Below are 16402 nucleotides of genomic sequence, written 5' to 3' on the forward strand. Positions count from 1 at the left end.
GCTACAATGCCCCGCACCACCCCTGCGCCACCCGGCACCATCACGCCCCATGCGATTCGAGGATCTTGAAGCCTTCCTGGTTGTCATCGAGCAAGGCAACCTGCACCGCGCCGCCGACACCCTCGGCATGACTCAGTCCGGCCTGTCCAAAACGCTGGCGCGGCTGGAAGGCGAAGCCGGCATGCCCTTGTTCGAGCGCACCCCGCGCGGGCTGGTGCCGACCAGCGTGGGCCGCACCTTGGTCGCCCATGCGCGCCGGATCTCGCTGGCCGCGGGCGACATGCGCAACGAACTGGCCGAGCAGCGCGCGGCGCGCGCCGGCACGGTGCGCCTGGGCGCCATCCCCTACCTGCTGCCGTCGCTGCTGTCGCCGCTGCTGGCCCGCTTCTTCCTGAGCCGTCCGCTGGCCACGTTTTCGATCGAGACCCACCTGAGCGCGCGCCTGATGGCGATGCTGCAAAACGGCGAGGCCGACCTGATCCTGGGCGCGCGCCCGACCAGCCTGCCGCCGGACATTGCCTGGCTGCCGCTCGGTCCGCTGACCATGCAGATCGTGTCCCGCACCGGCCATCCGCGCCGCGAGGCCTTCCGCACGCTGGCCGACCTGAGCGGCGAGCGCTGGGTGGTGCCGGCCAGTTCGCTCTACCTGCGCCAGTGGCTGGAGGAACGGTTTACCTCGGTCGGGCTGCCGCCGCCGCGCGTGGCGGTGGAAAGCACGGCGTCGCCGGTGGCCTTCGGCGAGCTGCTGCGGCACTCGGACCTGCTCGGCATCATGCCGCCGCGCATGCTGCACCAGGCCGAGGGCCAGGGGCTGGCCGCGATCGAGGCGCCGGGCATGTCGTGGCAGCATGAGCTGGCCGTGCTGTGGCGCGCCGATGGCTACCTGTCGCCGATCTGCCAGGACTTCCGCGATGCGGTGGTGACGTGGTGCGAGGAAATGGAGCTGTGAGGGCCAGGATGCTCAGGGCACCCACCAGTAGCGGGTGATATGGAAGAACACCGGCGCGGCGAACACCACTGAGTCCAGCCGATCCAGCATGCCGCCGTGGCCCTGGATCATATGACCCCAGTCCTTGATGCCGCGGTCGCGCTTGATCGCCGACATCACCAGCCCGCCCAGGAAGCCCATCAGCGCAATCACCAGCGCAATCGCGCCGGCCTGCCACGGCGAGAACGGCGTGATCCACCACAGCGCCGCGCCCAGCGCGGTGGCACTGGCCACGCCGCCGACAAACCCCTCGACGGTCTTGGACGGCGACAGCAGCGGCGCGATCTTGTGCTTGCCGCACAGCTTGCCCCACACATACTGCAGCACGTCGCTGCCCTGCACCACGATCACCAGGAAGGCGATCAGCAGCAGGTTGCGGCCTTCGAAACCCGGGATCGGCAGCGTCAGCAGCGCCGGCACGTGCGAGATGCAGAACACGCACACCATCACCGCCCACTGCACCCCGGCGCAGCGCTCCAGGAAGCGCGTGGTCTCGGACGACAGCACGGCCAGGATCGGCAGGATCAGGAAGGCATAGACCGGGATCAGGATCGAGAACATGCCGTACCAGCCGATATAGACCAGCACGTACTGCAGCGGCAGGAACACGAAGAAGGCGGCGACAATGGCGTGATGGTCGCCGCGCCGCGTGGTGATGATGGTGACGAACTCGCGCAGCGCGAAGAACGACAGCAGGTAGAACAGCACGATCACCGCGGTGCGCCCCAGCGCAAAGGCCGCGCCCATGATGCCGATCATCCACCACCAGGCCCAGACGCGCTGCGCCAGGTTGTCGATCACCGCGTGCTGGCCGCCGCCCGCCACCCGCCAGCGCAGCAGCGCGGTCACGGTGGAGGCCAGCAGCAGCACGCCGAACAGGCCGCCGAACAGCAGCCAGGTCTCGGGGCTCCAGTGCAAAGTGGGCATGGCGGTCATTCCAGCTCCGGGGCAAGCGCGAGCAGGCCGTCGCGGCAGCGCGCAAGGAAGGCTTCCTTGCTGTCCTCGGCGGCCAGCAGCACCGGCTGGCCAAAGGTCACGGTGCACAGCAGCGGCACCGGCACGACTTCGCCCTTGGGCATCACGCGGTTGAGGTTGTCGATCCACACCGGCACGAACTCCACCCCGGGGCAGGCCCGCGCCAGGTGGTAGATGCCGCTCTTGAATGGCAGCAGGCGCGCGTCGGTGGTATTGCGCGTGCCTTCGGGAAACAGGATCAGCGAGTCGCCGGATGCCAGCGCGCCGTGCATCAGCGCCACCGGGTCGCTGCCCGGTTCGCTGCGGGTGCGGTCGATCAGCAGCGCGTGGAATACGTCGCGGCCGATAAAGCGCCGCAGCGGCGAGCGCTCCCAGTAATCGGCACCGGCCACCGGGCGCGTGACCGTACGCAGGTCGGGCGGCAGGCAGCCCCAGATCAGCACGAAGTCGCCGTGGCTGCTGTGGTTGGCAAAGTAGACGCGCTGCACCGCAGCGGGGATGCAGCCCTGCCAGTTGGCGCGCATGCCGGTCAGCAGCCGCGCGAAGGCGATGATGGCGCGCGCGGTCGCGCGGGCAAGCCACATGGTTGGTTACCTCAGGATCAGGGTCAGCAAGGCCAGCGCCAGCTGGCACACCGTCAGCGCGGCGCTGGCGCGCACCAGCCGCAGCGCGCCGCGGGCGCGGTCCGGCAACGGACGGCCGGCGCGTTGCGCCGGCATCCAGCCCAGTTCAAGCAGCGCGGCGTCCAATCCCGCCAGGTCGGGCTGGTCCTGCCGCCCGGCCGCGAGCGCATCGAACAGCCGGCGGTCGATGGCAACGCGCAGCAGCAGCCAGAGCTGGGGCAGCGCCAGCAGCAGCGACGCGGCCGCCAGCGCGCGCGGGACCGGTGTGGCCACCCCTAGCCATGCCGTGGCGACGGCGAAAGCCAGCCCGGCCCCGCCGATCCACACCGCGCCCGACAGCGCGCCGGTGACGGCGTGCGCGATCCAGGCATCAGTGCGTTGCGTGAACTCAGCGTCCATCGTCGGGCTCCGGCATGGCAGGACGGTCCAGGCAGCTTTGCAGCGCCTCGGCATGTTCGCGCCCGAGCACCACCGCCGGCCGATACTGGCGCAGCGCCGCCAGCGCAGCGCCGGCGTCGCGCAGTCCCTGCCGGCGCGCCAGCCATGCGGCCGCAACCAGCGCACTGCGCGAATAGCCGAGCGCGCAGCTGACCAGCACGCGGCGGCCCTGCCGGTGCCAGGCGTCGAGTTGAGCCACGGCCTGGTCCAACTGCTCCGGCGTCGGCACGGTCAGGTCCAGCACCGGCACGCAACGATACGCAAGCGCCGGGCCGGTGGCTGCGCGCGGCAGTTCAGCCGTCAGGTCGAGCACGGCATCCGCCCCGATCGCGCGCAGTTCGGCGCGGGTCGGGAAGCGGCCCACCCAGATGCCGTCTGCGATGGCACTGGGCTGCGGCGCGCGCCGCGTCCACCAGCGCGAATTGAGGAAGGCGCCCAGCAGGTAAGGCGCCAGCACCCAGCGCGCGCCCGGCGCCATCGACCCGTCACGGACCTTCTGGAACCACGCCGGCGCGGCCAGCGCGTAGATCCTGGCGACGCAGGCCAGCGCCAGCGCGGCCCACAGCAGCAGGAACGCCAGCGTCACCGACGCGCCCACCGCCAGCACCGCGCACAGCAACACCACCAGCGCGCCCACGGTGTAGCGGCGTGACAGCTGGCGCGTGCGCGCATCCGGCGCGCCGGCCGCGTCCGCGGGCAGTTGCATCGGGAACAGGTAAACGCACAGCCAGCCCACCAGCGCGCCGGTGGGCACATCGATCAGGTGGTGCTGCCAGGTGGTCAGCACCGAGACCCCGATCAGCGCAAACCAGCCGTGCAGCAGCCAGCGCCAGCCGCCGCGCAGGTGCGCCGCAAAGGCAACCCACAGGATCACCAGCAGGCTGATATGCAGCGACGGCGCCTGGTTGAACGGCAGGTCGAAACCGCCCAGCAGCGTGAACAGCTGGCCCGGCAGGCCGTCGGCCTCGGGCCGGGCAAAGCTGAAGCGCAGCGGGAAAGCGATAAAGCATGCCACCGACACCAGCTGCGCCAGCACCAGCCGCTTGACGTGCGAGAGCAGCGCCGCGCGCGTGCGCCACAGGAAGAAGGAAATGCCGTACAGCAGGTCGATCGACCAGTACGGCAGGATGGTCCACGGCAGGAACGGGATCCCCCGCTCCCATTCGAAATAGACCGCCGGCACGTTGGCGCGCTGGCTCGCCAGCCAGTTGGCAAAGCCGTAGCTGGAGAAAAAGAACGCGCCGGCCAGCGCCAGCAACAGGCAGGCCACTCCCCAGGGCCGCTGCCCCGCCGGCCGCTCCGGACGCGCCCCGGCGCCAGCCTCCGTCGGCACCGTGCTCATGCGCCGCGCCTGCGCGCCAGGCTGACGGTGAAGATGCCCCACGGGTCGATGCGCTGGGTCACCTTGTCGAAGCCCGCGGCCCGCACCAGTTCGTCCATCTCGGCCTGCGAGCGGCGGCGCATCACCCAGGCGGCGCCGGCGCGGTGGCTGGTGAGCGCGCGCGCGATGAATTCCAGCTGCGGATGCCAGGGCTGGCCGGTGTAGACCAGGTAGCCGCCGGGCGGCACCGCGCGCGCCAGGCCATCGAGCGAGCGCCGCACCATCGCGTTGTCGGGGAACAGTTCGTACAGGCCGGAAACCACCGCCAGTGTCGGCGCCGGTGCCAGCGCCGCCAGGCTGTCGCCGTCGAAGGCATCGCCCTGCTCGAAGCGGGCCACGTCCGCCAGGCCCTTGGCGGCGATCAGGGCGCGGCCCTGCTCGACGTTCAGCGGGCTGTAGTCGCGCAACAGGATCGACTCGACCGCGCCCGCGCCGCCATCCAGCGCGCCCAGGGCCTCAAGCACATAGCGCCCGTGCCCGGCGGCGATGTCGACGATCCGCACCGGCATGCCGGCCGCCCGCAGCCGCCGCACGGCGTCGGCGATCAGCGCCTCGGCGTGGACCTTGCGCTGGCGGATGCCGCGCCAGCCGATCGCGTCCAGGTACTGCTGGTCGGCCAGCCGGCCCAGCTTGCCGCGGCCCGAGGGGGCGTTGCGGTAAACATAGTCGAGCGTCGAGCCCGAGTCGAAGCCGGTCTCATGGCCCAGCCGCACCCCGTCCGACAGCATTCCGCCCAGCTTCAGGTTGGCCCGCGCCGCACGCCAGTACCAGGCGGCCAGCCCGGCCGGCGCCGACGCCAGGCGGTCGGATTCCTCACGGAACGGGCCGATCTGGTCGGCATCGAGCAAGGAGCGCGGCGCCGATGGCGTGTCGAATTCACGCAGGATAAAGCGGCGCGCGGCATCGACCGCCAGCTTGCGGTCGCGCTCGCCGAGCGTGTCGTGATAGAAGCCGTCCAGCACGATGCGCTCCTTGGTGCGCGAACCCAGGCGCTCATAGAAGCGGTCCTGCGGCCCGCGATGCACGACCCAGTCGGCGCCGGAGATCAGCAGCTGCGTCGGCACCGTGATCGCCGCGGCATCGGCCACGATGCGCTCCGCGGTCTCGTACAGGTCCAGCAGGATATTGACCGCGATCGGGCGCGTGATCAGCGGATCGCTGTCGTAGCTGGCGATGCGCTCGGGATCGTGCGTCAGGAACTTGGCCTTGACGTAGCTGTTGACGAAGAACTTGCCGCGCAGGCGCTGCATCAGCTTCAGTCCCGGCCGCGCAAAGGGCACGTAGAGCTTGACCCTGAACGCCGGCGAGGCCAGCACCAGCGCGCGGATCGGCGGCGCGTAGTCGTGCACCCAGGTGGAGGCCAGCACGGCGCCCACGCTCTGCGCGATCACCGCGGTGCGTTCCAGCGTGATGCCGTGGACCTCGGCGATATGGGTGGTGAAGGTCTGGATATCGCGCACCGAGTCCGCCAGGCTGGGGCTGTAGCCGCGCTCGCCGGGCGAACGGCCGTGTCCGCGCGCATCCCAGGCAAAGATCTCGTAGCCGGGCAGGTTCAGTTCATCGGCCAGGTGGGCGACCCGGCCGGAATGCTCGTGGCCGCGATGGAACAGCACCACGGCGCCGCGCGCCGGGCCCTCCACGGCCGGCCAGTGCCGATAGAACAGCGTCTGGCGGTCATGCGTCTCGAATTGACGCTCTTGCGGCTGGCGGGTCGACGCTCGGTCCATCGCGCTACTCCACAGTGCGGGACTGGGCCTCGGCGACACCGCGGCGCACCCGGTTGGCAATCGTGAACAGCGACAGCAGCGACAGCACCAGCCACAGCCAGCTGGCGGCCGCGCCAAAGCCCAGGCCGACACCGGCCCACAGCGCGATCGCGCCGACCGCGACGGCGCGGTCGCTCTTGCCCAGCGGGCCGTCGTAGCGCCGGCTGGCCCCGGCCAGCGGGCCGATCAGCCCGGCGGCCTCGACGATCACCGCCAGCAGCGCGAAGGTGCCGACCTGGCCCAGGCTGAAGCCCGGCAGCGCGGCCAGCGGCAGGATCAGTGCCAGGTCCGAGGCAATGTCGCCAAGCTCGTTCAGGTAGGCACCCAATACGCTCTGCTGGCCGTGCTCGCGCGCAAGCATGCCGTCGACGGCGTTGAGCGCCATGCGCAGGAACAACCAAAGGGGGAACAGCAGGAACAGCGCCGGGGACTCGGCCACCAACATGCCCAGCGTGGCCAGCACGCCCACCGCCAGGGAGCCGGCCGCGGCGGCCAGCGTTACCTGGTTGGCAGTCACGCCGCGCTGCGCCAGGTCTTGCACCATGGGGCGCAACCAGGCCTGGAACCTGGGCTTCAGTTCATAGAGGGTCATCGCACCGGCCTCCCTGCCGAGCTGATGCCGGAAGCGACGCCGTGCGCCAGGCCGCGGCGACGCGCAGGATCATGCGCCCCGGCCCGCCCCGACCTCTTCCGTCTTGTTCTTGGTTATTTTCTGACTGCGGCCCGGTTGCGGCACGTGCCGGCCAAGGCATGGCGGCAGTGCCTAGCTCAGCACTCTACCGCCAACATCGAGACATTACCAGAAGGCGCTTGCTGCCAGATGCCGTTGCCGGCTAGGCGGAAGCAATGGTGTCCCGCACTGCGTCGGTCACCTGCGCCACCACGCCCTCGCGCCAGTCGTCGGCATCGCCATAGAAGGCACGCCACATCGCCTGGCGGACCAGCGCGCGCTGGTTTTCGTCGGCTTCCGGGTGCTGGTGCAGCCAGTGGTCGCCGCGCAGCGCCTCCAGCACCTCGCCCACCGGCAGCGTGCCGAACTCAAGCGCGATGCCGGCATAGTCCGTGGTGGGCAGGGTCTGCAGCACCGCGTGCCAGGCCAGCCCGGTGAGGTTGGCCGAGGTCGACGAGCCATCGTAGATCGAGGTCACCCGCTCGCCCCAGATCGCGCGCGTGCGCGTGAGCGATTCCGGCGTGTCCGGGCCCATGTGGATGGGCTCGCCATAGCCCCAGGGGCCCAGCCCGGTATGGACGTCGATCCAGCGCAGTGCCTCGCGCCCGGCGCCGAAGCGCGCCAGGATGCGGCACAGCGTGTAGTTGCTCCAGGTGGCCTTGTCGCCGCCGTAGAACATGCCGCCCGGATCCTGGTACTGGCCGCGGCTGACCGCGGCCTGGTACCACGGCATGCCGCGCTCGGCCACGGCCTTCATCAGCTGCGCCTGGTCGGTGTCGGACGGCGGCCATTGCGCCGGCACCAGCAGCGGCGCGATCTCGGCGTAGGCTTCGTTGTGCGGCAGCGGCTGCGTGAAGTCCATGAAATTGCGGTTCAGGTCGACGTTGTCCTCGTTGACCCGGCGCAGGTGGGAAAAACCGTAGGGATTGATCGCATGCACCAGCAGCAGGCTGGTGTCGGCTGCGGCGCAATCGGCAAGCAGCGCGGCGTCGTGCAGCATCGTCACCTGCGCACCGGAGCCGGCAAAGCCTTCGGCGCCGTGCGTGCCCGAGGTCACCATGAGGCAGCGGCTGGCGTCGGCCGGGCCGGCCAGCGCCACATCGATCGCGAGGTCCTCGCCGGCACTGCCGCGCTTGGTCGGATGCGGGAACTGCGCCAGCGCGGCCCCGGCCGCGCGCGCGGCGTCAAGGAACTTCTGGCGGGCTTCGGCGTAGCTGCGAGAAAAATGGCTCATGGCGTGACCGGCGGATGCGATGCAGGCATTAGACGCCAAATCCGCAGGTCTTGCCACCCGCCGCTAGAACAGCGATCCGGATGCATACCCGGGCGATGCCGGCGCGGGCTCCGTCCCCGAACCCCAGATGCCAGGCGCGGTGAACGCCTGCGGATGCATCTCGATCCCGGCCGCGGCCAGCTGGCCGGTGGTCAGCACCAGGTGACGGGCCAGCCAGTCGTGCAGGCTGCGCAGGAAGCGGATGTTGTCGACGCTGTTGGACCCCGCGATCAGCCATTCCAGCTTGATATGCGCGGTATAGACGTCCAGCAGGTTGGTGGCGCGCAGCCGCGGCGGCGTGGACGGGCTGCGCTCGATCGCCAGGATGCGGCGCACCTGCGCCATGCCGATGTCGCCGGTGCGCTGGTACTGCTCGTAGACGCCCTCGAGCGCCGGGAAGCGCACTGTCGGCTGCACGCGCGGCACCGCGGCCACCTTCTCCATACGCAGCACCAGGTAGCGGATCGCGGCGGCGCGCTCGGCGGCCTGTGCCTGGGCGGGATCACGCCGGCGGGCCGCGGGCGCCACCTCGGGCAAGGCCGTGCGCGGCACCACATCGCGCTCGGTGTAGTCCGGCACCTGCCGCAGCAGGCCCGGATGCGGCACCGCGGCACGCGCGCAGTCGTCGCCAAAGGGATATTCATGCCCTGCGCCGTCGCGCAGGATATAAGCCTGCCCGGCCGGAAAGCCATGGTGGCGGCGGCTTGCGCCCCGCGCATGGCAGCGCGTGGCGGGGTCGACGAAGTCCTTGCGTACGGGGATCCAGCCCCCGTCGTGTGCCTGGGTCATGCGATGCGGGTCATGCCTGGTTTGCTAGACCCGCCATTGTCGCCGATCTGCGCGATCGCCCCGGCGAATCTGCCCTGCCCTACTTCAGCATGAACGACATCGCCGACAGGCAATTCAGCATGCGCACCGCCGCCTGGACCGAATCGGTCTGGAAGGACAGCGTCACCCCGTCGCGGCGCTCCAGCGTCGGCCACTGGCAGAACAGGTCTGCATGCGCGGGCGTCAGGGTCTGCAGGGTGCAAGTCACCGGTGCGGCGATGCGCAGGCATTGCGCCTGCGCGCGCTCGCGCACCGCGCTTGCCGCCGCCGCGGCAATGGCCTCGCGCGCCGCCGCCGGCGACAGCGAGGTGCCGCTGCCGAAGCCGCTCGCGGACTTGGTCTCGACATAGCGCACCCACGGCATCAGCGCATGGGTTTCCTGCACGAAGACATCGTCGCCGCTGGCCATCAGCACCGGCGCGCCGAACTCTCCGGCCAGCGCGGCGTACAGCCCCGCCTCGCCCAGTTCCTTGCCGTTGAGCCAGACCCGCGCAAAGGCGCCGCTGTTGATGGTGTGCGCCAGCACGCCGCGGCTCTGGGCGCGGCCGTGGTAGCCGATCATCAGCACGCCGTCGACACCGGCCTCGACGCCGGCCATCATGCCAAGGTAGCGCGGCTTGCCCAGCACCACCCGCGCGCGCGGATCGAGCTGGTCCGGCAGCAGGTTGCGGAAGCCGCCGTGCGAATCGTTGACCAGCACCTCGGTGGCCCCGCCGGCAAAGGCGCCTTCGACCGCGGCATTGGCTTCGCCCGTCATCCAGGCCCGGGCGCGTTCGTATTCGCCGTTGCCGGGGCGCGTCTGCTCAGCGTGGAAGACACCAGCCACGCCTTCGATATCAGTGGAAACAAGAATTTTCATCAGGCGGTTCGGCCCAGTTCGGGCATCACGTCCAGCAGTGCGCGCCGGCCGTGGCCGTCGCGGCCCTGCACCGGTGCGGCATGCCACAGGGCATGCAGGATGGCTTGCTCGACGCTGTCGGCCGCGGCGCGGAACAGCGGGTCGAGATGGGTTTCATGCAGCATGGCGACGGCCGGCATCGGCCGGGCGGCGTCGTGCGGCACGGTATACGCGGTCGAGAACGCGAGTGCGATATCGCCCGAGCCATGCCCGAACACCGAGCCGGTACGCGCCAGCCCGGCGCCGGCGCGCAGCGACAGCCGGCGCAACTGGCGCGCGTCCAGCGGGGCGTCGGTGGCGAGGATCATGATGATCGATCCTTTTTCCGGTTGCGCCGCGGTGTCGGGCTGCGCCAGGCGCTGCACCAGTTCCGGACCGGCCAGACGGCCGGCCACGGTCAACGATTCCGGCGTGCCGAAATTGGCCAGCACCAGCGCGCCCACGCAATAGCCACCGGCCAGGCGTGAAGCGGTGCCGATGCCGCCCTTGACGCCGAACGCCGACATGCCGCGCCCGGCACCGACCGCGCCCTGCGCAACGTCCTGACCGGCACGGGCCAGGGCCGCCTCATAATGGCTGCCCTCCACCGCCATGCGCTGGATATCGTTCAGGTAGCCGTCATTGCACTCGAACACCAGCGGATTGACGGTCGGCAGCGCGCGGCCGATCTCCGGGTTGGCCGCCACCGCCGCACGGATCTGCGCCTGCGCCACCGCGCCGACCGAAAAGGTATTGGTCAGCGCCAGCGGCGTTTCCAGCACGCCCAGTTCGTCCACCTGCACCAGCCCGATGCTCTTGCCAAAGCCGTTGAGCACGGTAGCCGCTGCGGGCACCTTGTCGCGGTAGGGATCGCCGCCATGCGGACGGATCACGGTGACACCGGTCTGCACGGCGCCGTCCGCCAGCGTGCAATGGCCGACGGTCACGCCGGCCACGTCGGCAATGCTGTCCAGCGGACCTGCCGGCAGGCTGCCGACATGCGGCACGCCCGTTGTCGATGCGGTCATGTTCAGCGGCTCAGGTTCAACGGCGGTCGATCTTGGGGTCGAGCGCGTCGCGCAGGCCGTCGCCCAGCAGGTTGAAGGCCAGCACGGTCAGGAAGATCGCCAGGCTCGGGAAGATCGCCACGTGCGGCGCGGTCACCATGTCGGCGCGGGCTTCGTTGAGCATCGCGCCCCACTCCGGCGTAGGCGGCTGCGCGCCCAGCCCCAGGAACGACAGGCTGGCCGCGGTGATGATCGAGGTGCCGATGCGCATCGAGAAATACACCACGATCGACGACACCGTGCCCGGCAGGATATGCCGCATCAGGATGGTCCAGTCCGACGCGCCGATGCTGCGCGCAGCCTCGATGTAGGTCAGCCGCTTGAGCATCAGCGTATTGCCCCGCACCAGCCGCGCGAACGCGGGGATGCTGAAGATGGCCACGGCGAAGATCACGTTGGTCATGCCGTTGCCGAGGATCGCGACGATGCCGATCGCCAGCAGGATGCCCGGGAAGGCGAAGAGCACGTCGGAAATGCGCATCACGATGCGGTCCCACCAGCCTTCGTAGTAGCCCGCCAGCAGGCCCAGCACGGTGCCGATCAGCGCGCCGATGATCACCGACAGGAAGCCCGCCGCCAGCGAGATGCGCGCGCCGGCCAGGATGCGGCTGAAGATGTCGCGTCCGAGCGAATCGACTCCCATCCAGTGCGCGGCCGACGGGCCGGCGTTGAGCGCGTCGTAGTCGAAGAAGTTCTCCGGGTCGTACGGCACGATGTGCGGCGCCACGATGGCAATCACCACCAGCACCAGCACGAAGGCACCGGCGCCCAGCGCCAGGTGCTGCTTGCGGAATTTGCGCCAGAACTCGGTCCAGGGCGTGCGCACGGCCTCCGGCACGGGGGCGGTGGCGGGTGCCGCTTCAGTTGCGGCGGGCGTGGAAAGCTCAGTCATGCCGGCCTCACTTGTAGCGGATGGTTGGGTTGATCACGGTGTAGAGCATGTCCACCACCAGGTTGATCAGGATGAATTCGAGCGAGAACAGCAGCACCTCGGCCTGGATCACCGGGTAGTCGCGCATCTCGACGGCATCGACCAGCAGGCGCCCCAGGCCCGGCCAGTTGAACACCTTCTCGACCACGATCGAGCCACCCAGCAGGAAGCCGAACTGCAGGCCCATCATCGTCACCACCGGGATCATGGCGTTGCGCAGGCCGTGCTTGGTCACCACCAGCGTCTCGCGCACGCCCTTGGCACGGGCGGTGCGGATAAAGTCTTCCTGCAAGACCTCGACGAACGAGGCCCGGGTGAAGCGCGCCATCACCGCCGCCACCGCAGCGCCCAGCGTGATCGACGGCAACACATAGTGCTTCCAGGTGTCGGCGCCGATCGACGGCAGCCAGCCCAGTTGCACCGAGAACACCTCCATCAACAGCATGCCCAGCGCGAAGGCGGGAAACGAAATCCCCGACACCGCCAGCGTCATGCCGAAGCGGTCCGGCCAGCGGTTGCGCCACACGGCCGAGCCGATGCCGATCACCATGCCGAACACCACTGCCCAGGCCATCGACGTCACCGTCAGCAGCAGCGTGGGCATGAAGCGGTCGCCGATCTCCTCGCTCACCGGGCGCTTGGTTCGCAGCGAATGGCCGAACTCGCCGCGGACCGCATTGGAGAAGAAGTTGACGAACTGTTCGTGCATGGGCCGGTCCAGCCCAAGGTCCTTGCGCACCAGTTCGACCGTGGCCGAGTCGGCCTCCGGGCCCGCCGCCAGCCGCGCCGGATCACCCGGCAGCAGGTGGACGAACAGGAACACCAGCACTGCCACGATCAGCAGCGTGGGGATCACGCCCAGCACACGTTTGAGGAAGTAATTCAGCATGACACACCAAGAGGAAAGGCCGCGGGCCGCCCGCCTGCGAACCCCGCGTCGCGGGCAGGCGGCCGTCTGTCGGCTTACTGCTTTACTGCTTACTGCTCTGGGATGGGACAGCGTGGATCGGGCACCTGGGTACTGCCGGCGCCCGACCATCTACCCATTACTGCTTGATATCAATCTCGTCGAAATTGAACGAGCCGTCCGGCATCACGTAGGCACCGGTCAGCCGCTTGCTGCGTGCGAACAGCACCTTCTCGGTCACCAGGAAGGCCCACGGCGCATCCTTCCAGATGCGTTCCTGGGCGTCCTTGTACAGGCGCGCCTTTTCGCCACGATCGGTGGTGCGCAGCGCGCCCGCGATATCGGCGTCGACCTGGTCGTTCTTGTAGTACGCGGTATTCAGCAGCTTGGGCGGCATCGATTCCGAAGCCAGCAGCGGACGCAGCGCCCAGTCCGATTCACCGGTCGACGACGACCAGCCGATGTAGTAGATGCGCACGCCGGCATCTTCCGGCTTCGGCACGCTCTCGACCTTCTCCACGCGCTGGCCGGCCTCGAGCGCCTGCACCGAGGCCTTGATGCCGACCTGCTGCAGTTGCTGCTGCACGAACTGGATCACCTTCTGCGCGGTGGTGTGGTTGTAGGCCGACCACAGCGTGGTCTCGAAGCCGTTGGGGTAGCCGGCTTCCTTCAGCAGCGCGCGCGCCTTGGCCGGGTCATACGGCCACGGGCCCAGCTTCTCGGCATAGTCCACGCCCGGCGGCACCACGCCTTCGGCCGGCACCGCGTAGCCCGCAAAGGCGACCTTGGCCAGCGCGTCCTTGTTGATGGCGTAGTTGATCGCCTGGCGCACCTTGGGGTCGTTGAACGGCTTGACCATGGTGTTCATGGACAGGTAGCGCTGGATGATCGACGGCGATGCGATCAGATCCACCTTGGGGCTGTTCTTCAGCACCGCGGCCTGCTCGAACGGGATGCTGAAGGCGAAGTCGGCCTCGCCGGTCTGCATGATCGCGGCGCGGGTGTTGTTGTCCACCACCGGCTTCCAGGTGATGGTGTCGATCTTCGGGTAGCCGGTCTTCCAGAAGCCGGCGAACTTCTTGCCCTTCAGATGGTCGGGCTGCTTCCATTCAACGAACTCGAACGGGCCGGTCCCCACCGGGTGGAAGGCAATGTCCTTGCCGTACTTCTGCAGCGCGGCCGGCGAGATCATCACCGCCGACGGGTGCGCCAGCACGTTGATGAACGGCGAGAACGGCTCCTTCAGCGTGACCTTGACGGTATTGGCATCGACCACGTCGGTCTTGGCGACACGGTTGAACAGCGTGTAGCGCTTGAGCTTGTTGGCCGGGTTGGTCACGCGGTCCAGGTTGGCCTTGACGGCGGCGGCATCGAAGGTGGTGCCGTCGTGGAACTTGATGCCCTTCTTCAGCTTGAAGGTGTAGGTCAGGCCATCCTTGCTGACCTCGTAGCTGTCTGCCAGCACATTGACCAGCTTCATGTCCTTGTCCAGGCCGAACAGGCCCTGGTAGAAGCTCTTCCCGACCGCTTGCGACAGCGTGTCGTTCGAATCGTACGGATCCAGCGAGGTGAAGGTCGAACTCACCGCCATCACGGCATCCTTGGCGGCAAAAACAGGGGCCGAAGCCAGCATGCCCAGCGCGCCGGCGGCAAAGGCGCCGGCCATCCATCGGGGCGAAACCCGGGGCGAAACCATACGTGCAGACATCGTCGAATCTCCTTGGTAACTTCTTGACTTCGAAGACTTCAATAAGCGCCGCCGACGGCATGCCGGGCGACATAATGGCCGACCGACCCGCTTCCGGCGACCTGGACCAGCGGCTGCACCACCGGTTCGTCGCCGACCACGCGGATCGGGCTGGGGATCTCGTCGTTGAGCGGCTCGCGCCGCAGGTGGCGCCGCGCCGGGTCGGCGATCGGCACCGCCGACATCAGCTTTTTCGTGTACGGGTGCTGCGGGTTCTCGAAGATCGCGCGGCGCGGGCCGATCTCGACGATCTGGCCCAGGTACATCACCGCCACGCGGTGGCTCACGCGCTCCACCACCGCCATGTCGTGCGAGATGAACAGGAAGGCGATGCCAAGCTCGCGCTGCAGGTCCAGCATCAGGTTGACGATCTGCGCCTGGATCGACACGTCCAGCGCGGACACCGATTCATCGGCCACCACCACCTTGGGGTTCAGCGCGAGCGCGCGCGCAATGCAGATGCGCTGGCGCTGGCCGCCGGAGAACTCGTGCGGGTAGCGCGCCGCGTGCGACGGGTCCAGCCCCACCTTGTCGAGCAGCCAGGCCACGCGCTGCTCGGCCTCCTTGCCGCTGGCGACCTTGTGCACCAGCAGCGGCTCCATGATCGAATAACCCACCGGCACGCGCGGATCGAGCGAGGCGAACGGGTCCTGGAAGATGAACTGGATATTGCGGCGCAGGGTCTGCAGCGCCGGCCCTTCCATCTTGCTGATGTTCTGCCCGGCAAACTCGATGGTGCCGCTCTGGCTTTCCACCAGGCGCAGCAGCGAACGGCCCGTGGTGGACTTGCCGCAGCCGGACTCTCCCACCAGCGCCAGCGTCTCGCCGGGATAGAGGTCGAAGCTGACTTGCTCGACCGCATGCACGCGCCGCGTGACGCGGCCGAACAGGCCGCCGGGCACGTCGAAGCGCGTCACCAGGTCCTGCACGCGCAGGATGGGAGCAACGCCCGGGGTAACGGTGTCCTGCGGCGCGACCGGCTCAGGGTTGGCGCTGTCCAGCTGCAGCAGCGGGAACTTGGCCGGCAGGTCGGTGCCGCTCATGGCGCCAAGGCGCGGCACCGCCGACAGCAGCGCGCGCGTGTACGGATGGGCGGGGGCACGGAACACATCGTCCGAGGTGCCCTCTTCGACCTTCTCGCCGCGGTACATCACCAGCACGCGGTCGGCGACCTCGGCCACCACGCCCATGTCGTGGGTGATGAAGACCACGCCCATGTGCATCTCGGCCTGCAGGCCGCGGATCAGCTGCAGGATCTCGGCCTGGATGGTCACGTCCAGCGCCGTGGTGGGCTCGTCGGCAATCAGCAGCGCCGGCTTGCACGACAGCGCCATCGCGATCATCACGCGCTGGCGCATGCCGCCGGAGAGCTGGTGCGGATAGCGCTCCAGCACGCGGCGCGCCTCGGGGATGCGCACCAGCTCCAGCATGCGCAGCGCTTCGGCACGCGCCGCGGCGCGGCTCTTGCCCTGGTGCAGCCGGATCGATTCGGCGATCTGCTCGCCCACCGGGAACACCGGGTTGAGCGAGGTCATCGGCTCCTGGAAAATCATCGCCACGTCGGCACCGCGTACGCTGCGCAGCGTGGCGTTATCCGCGCGCGCCAGGTCGAGCACCTCGCCGCCGCGCCGACGCAGCGCCATGCTGCCGGAGACGATCTTGCCGCCGCCATGTTCGACCAGGCGCATCAGCGCCAGCGAAGTGACCGACTTGCCCGAACCCGACTCGCCCACCACCGCCAGCGTCTCGCCGCGGTCGACATGGAAGGACAGGTTGCGCACGGCCTCGACGGTGCGCTCGGACGTGGCAAAGCGCACGGTCAGCCCGTTCACCGAGACGACGCGCTCGGGCGGCAGGACGATGCCGGATGCGGAAGCGTGCGATTGCGCAGGGGTAGTGGCCACTGGAACTCCTTGTATTGCTGCTTGATG

General features: G+C 69.1%; 15 protein-coding genes. 1 reads left to right on the forward strand and 14 read right to left on the reverse strand.

What is annotated here, in order from left to right; genetic code table 11:
* Positions 1-49: 49 nt before the first annotated feature.
* Entirely contained in the window at positions 50-949 is a 900-nt protein-coding gene (locus AC07UK_RS01495) for a LysR family transcriptional regulator (RefSeq protein WP_436221902.1), read from the forward strand.
* 12 nt (positions 950-961) lie between these two features.
* On the opposite strand, the gene AC07UK_RS01500 is transcribed toward AC07UK_RS01495, so the two are convergent.
* From AC07UK_RS01500 to AC07UK_RS01565, 14 genes are all read right to left on the reverse strand, one after another.
* Entirely contained in the window at positions 962-1924 is a 963-nt protein-coding gene (locus AC07UK_RS01500; RefSeq protein ID WP_494685381.1) for a phosphatidate cytidylyltransferase, read from the reverse strand.
* The gene (locus tag AC07UK_RS01505) at positions 1921-2547 is read right to left on the reverse strand and encodes a lysophospholipid acyltransferase family protein (protein ID WP_494685380.1); all 627 of its coding nucleotides are present in this window, start codon (positions 2545-2547) and stop codon (positions 1921-1923) included. Before AC07UK_RS01505 ends, AC07UK_RS01500 begins: the two co-directional genes overlap by 4 nt.
* A 6-nt stretch (positions 2548-2553) precedes the next feature.
* Positions 2554-2985: a hypothetical protein gene (locus AC07UK_RS01510; protein ID WP_494685379.1), complete on the reverse strand. Its 432-nt coding sequence runs from the start codon at positions 2983-2985 to the stop codon at positions 2554-2556.
* Positions 2975-4366: a phosphatase PAP2/dual specificity phosphatase family protein gene (locus AC07UK_RS01515; protein WP_494685378.1), complete on the reverse strand. Its 1392-nt coding sequence runs from the start codon at positions 4364-4366 to the stop codon at positions 2975-2977. The genes AC07UK_RS01510 and AC07UK_RS01515 overlap by 11 nt, the downstream gene beginning before the upstream one ends.
* Complete coding sequence (locus AC07UK_RS01520; protein WP_494685377.1) at positions 4363-6132, reverse strand: bifunctional alpha/beta hydrolase/class I SAM-dependent methyltransferase; 1770 nt, start codon at positions 6130-6132, stop codon at positions 4363-4365. The genes AC07UK_RS01515 and AC07UK_RS01520 overlap by 4 nt, the downstream gene beginning before the upstream one ends.
* A 4-nt stretch (positions 6133-6136) precedes the next feature.
* The gene (locus AC07UK_RS01525; RefSeq protein ID WP_436221907.1) at positions 6137-6763 is read right to left on the reverse strand and encodes a CDP-alcohol phosphatidyltransferase family protein; all 627 of its coding nucleotides are present in this window, start codon (positions 6761-6763) and stop codon (positions 6137-6139) included.
* A 241-nt stretch (positions 6764-7004) separates the two neighbouring features.
* On the reverse strand, positions 7005-8075 hold the full coding sequence (locus AC07UK_RS01530) for a M14 family metallopeptidase (RefSeq protein ID WP_436221908.1): 1071 nt from the start codon (positions 8073-8075) through the stop codon (positions 7005-7007).
* A 63-nt stretch (positions 8076-8138) separates the two neighbouring features.
* Complete coding sequence (locus tag AC07UK_RS01535) at positions 8139-8903, reverse strand: hypothetical protein (protein WP_436221909.1); 765 nt, start codon at positions 8901-8903, stop codon at positions 8139-8141.
* Between the two features lie 79 nt (positions 8904-8982).
* Positions 8983-9801, reverse strand: coding sequence for a M55 family metallopeptidase (locus tag AC07UK_RS01540; RefSeq protein WP_436221910.1), 819 nt, complete (start codon positions 9799-9801; stop codon positions 8983-8985).
* A complete protein-coding gene (locus AC07UK_RS01545) occupies positions 9801-10847 on the reverse strand; it encodes a DmpA family aminopeptidase (protein WP_494685376.1) in 1047 nt (348 codons plus the stop codon). The genes AC07UK_RS01540 and AC07UK_RS01545 overlap by 1 nt, the downstream gene beginning before the upstream one ends.
* 16 nt (positions 10848-10863) lie before the next feature.
* The gene (gene gsiD, locus AC07UK_RS01550; RefSeq protein ID WP_479946682.1) at positions 10864-11778 is read right to left on the reverse strand and encodes a glutathione ABC transporter permease GsiD; all 915 of its coding nucleotides are present in this window, start codon (positions 11776-11778) and stop codon (positions 10864-10866) included.
* Positions 11779-11785: 7 nt separating this feature from the next.
* Positions 11786-12706: a glutathione ABC transporter permease GsiC gene (gsiC, locus tag AC07UK_RS01555; protein WP_436221913.1), complete on the reverse strand. Its 921-nt coding sequence runs from the start codon at positions 12704-12706 to the stop codon at positions 11786-11788.
* A 157-nt stretch (positions 12707-12863) separates the two neighbouring features.
* Positions 12864-14432, reverse strand: a complete 1569-nt coding sequence (gsiB, locus tag AC07UK_RS01560) for a glutathione ABC transporter substrate-binding protein GsiB (protein WP_436221914.1) — start codon at positions 14430-14432, stop codon at positions 12864-12866.
* Between the two features lie 38 nt (positions 14433-14470).
* Positions 14471-16375 carry a dipeptide ABC transporter ATP-binding protein gene (locus tag AC07UK_RS01565; RefSeq protein ID WP_436221915.1) on the reverse strand — a complete coding sequence of 635 codons (1905 nt, stop codon included), beginning with the start codon at positions 16373-16375 and terminating at the stop codon, positions 14471-14473.
* Positions 16376-16402 lie beyond the last annotated feature (27 nt).

The organism is Cupriavidus sp. GW821-FHT07C08 (genome assembly GCF_059419025.1).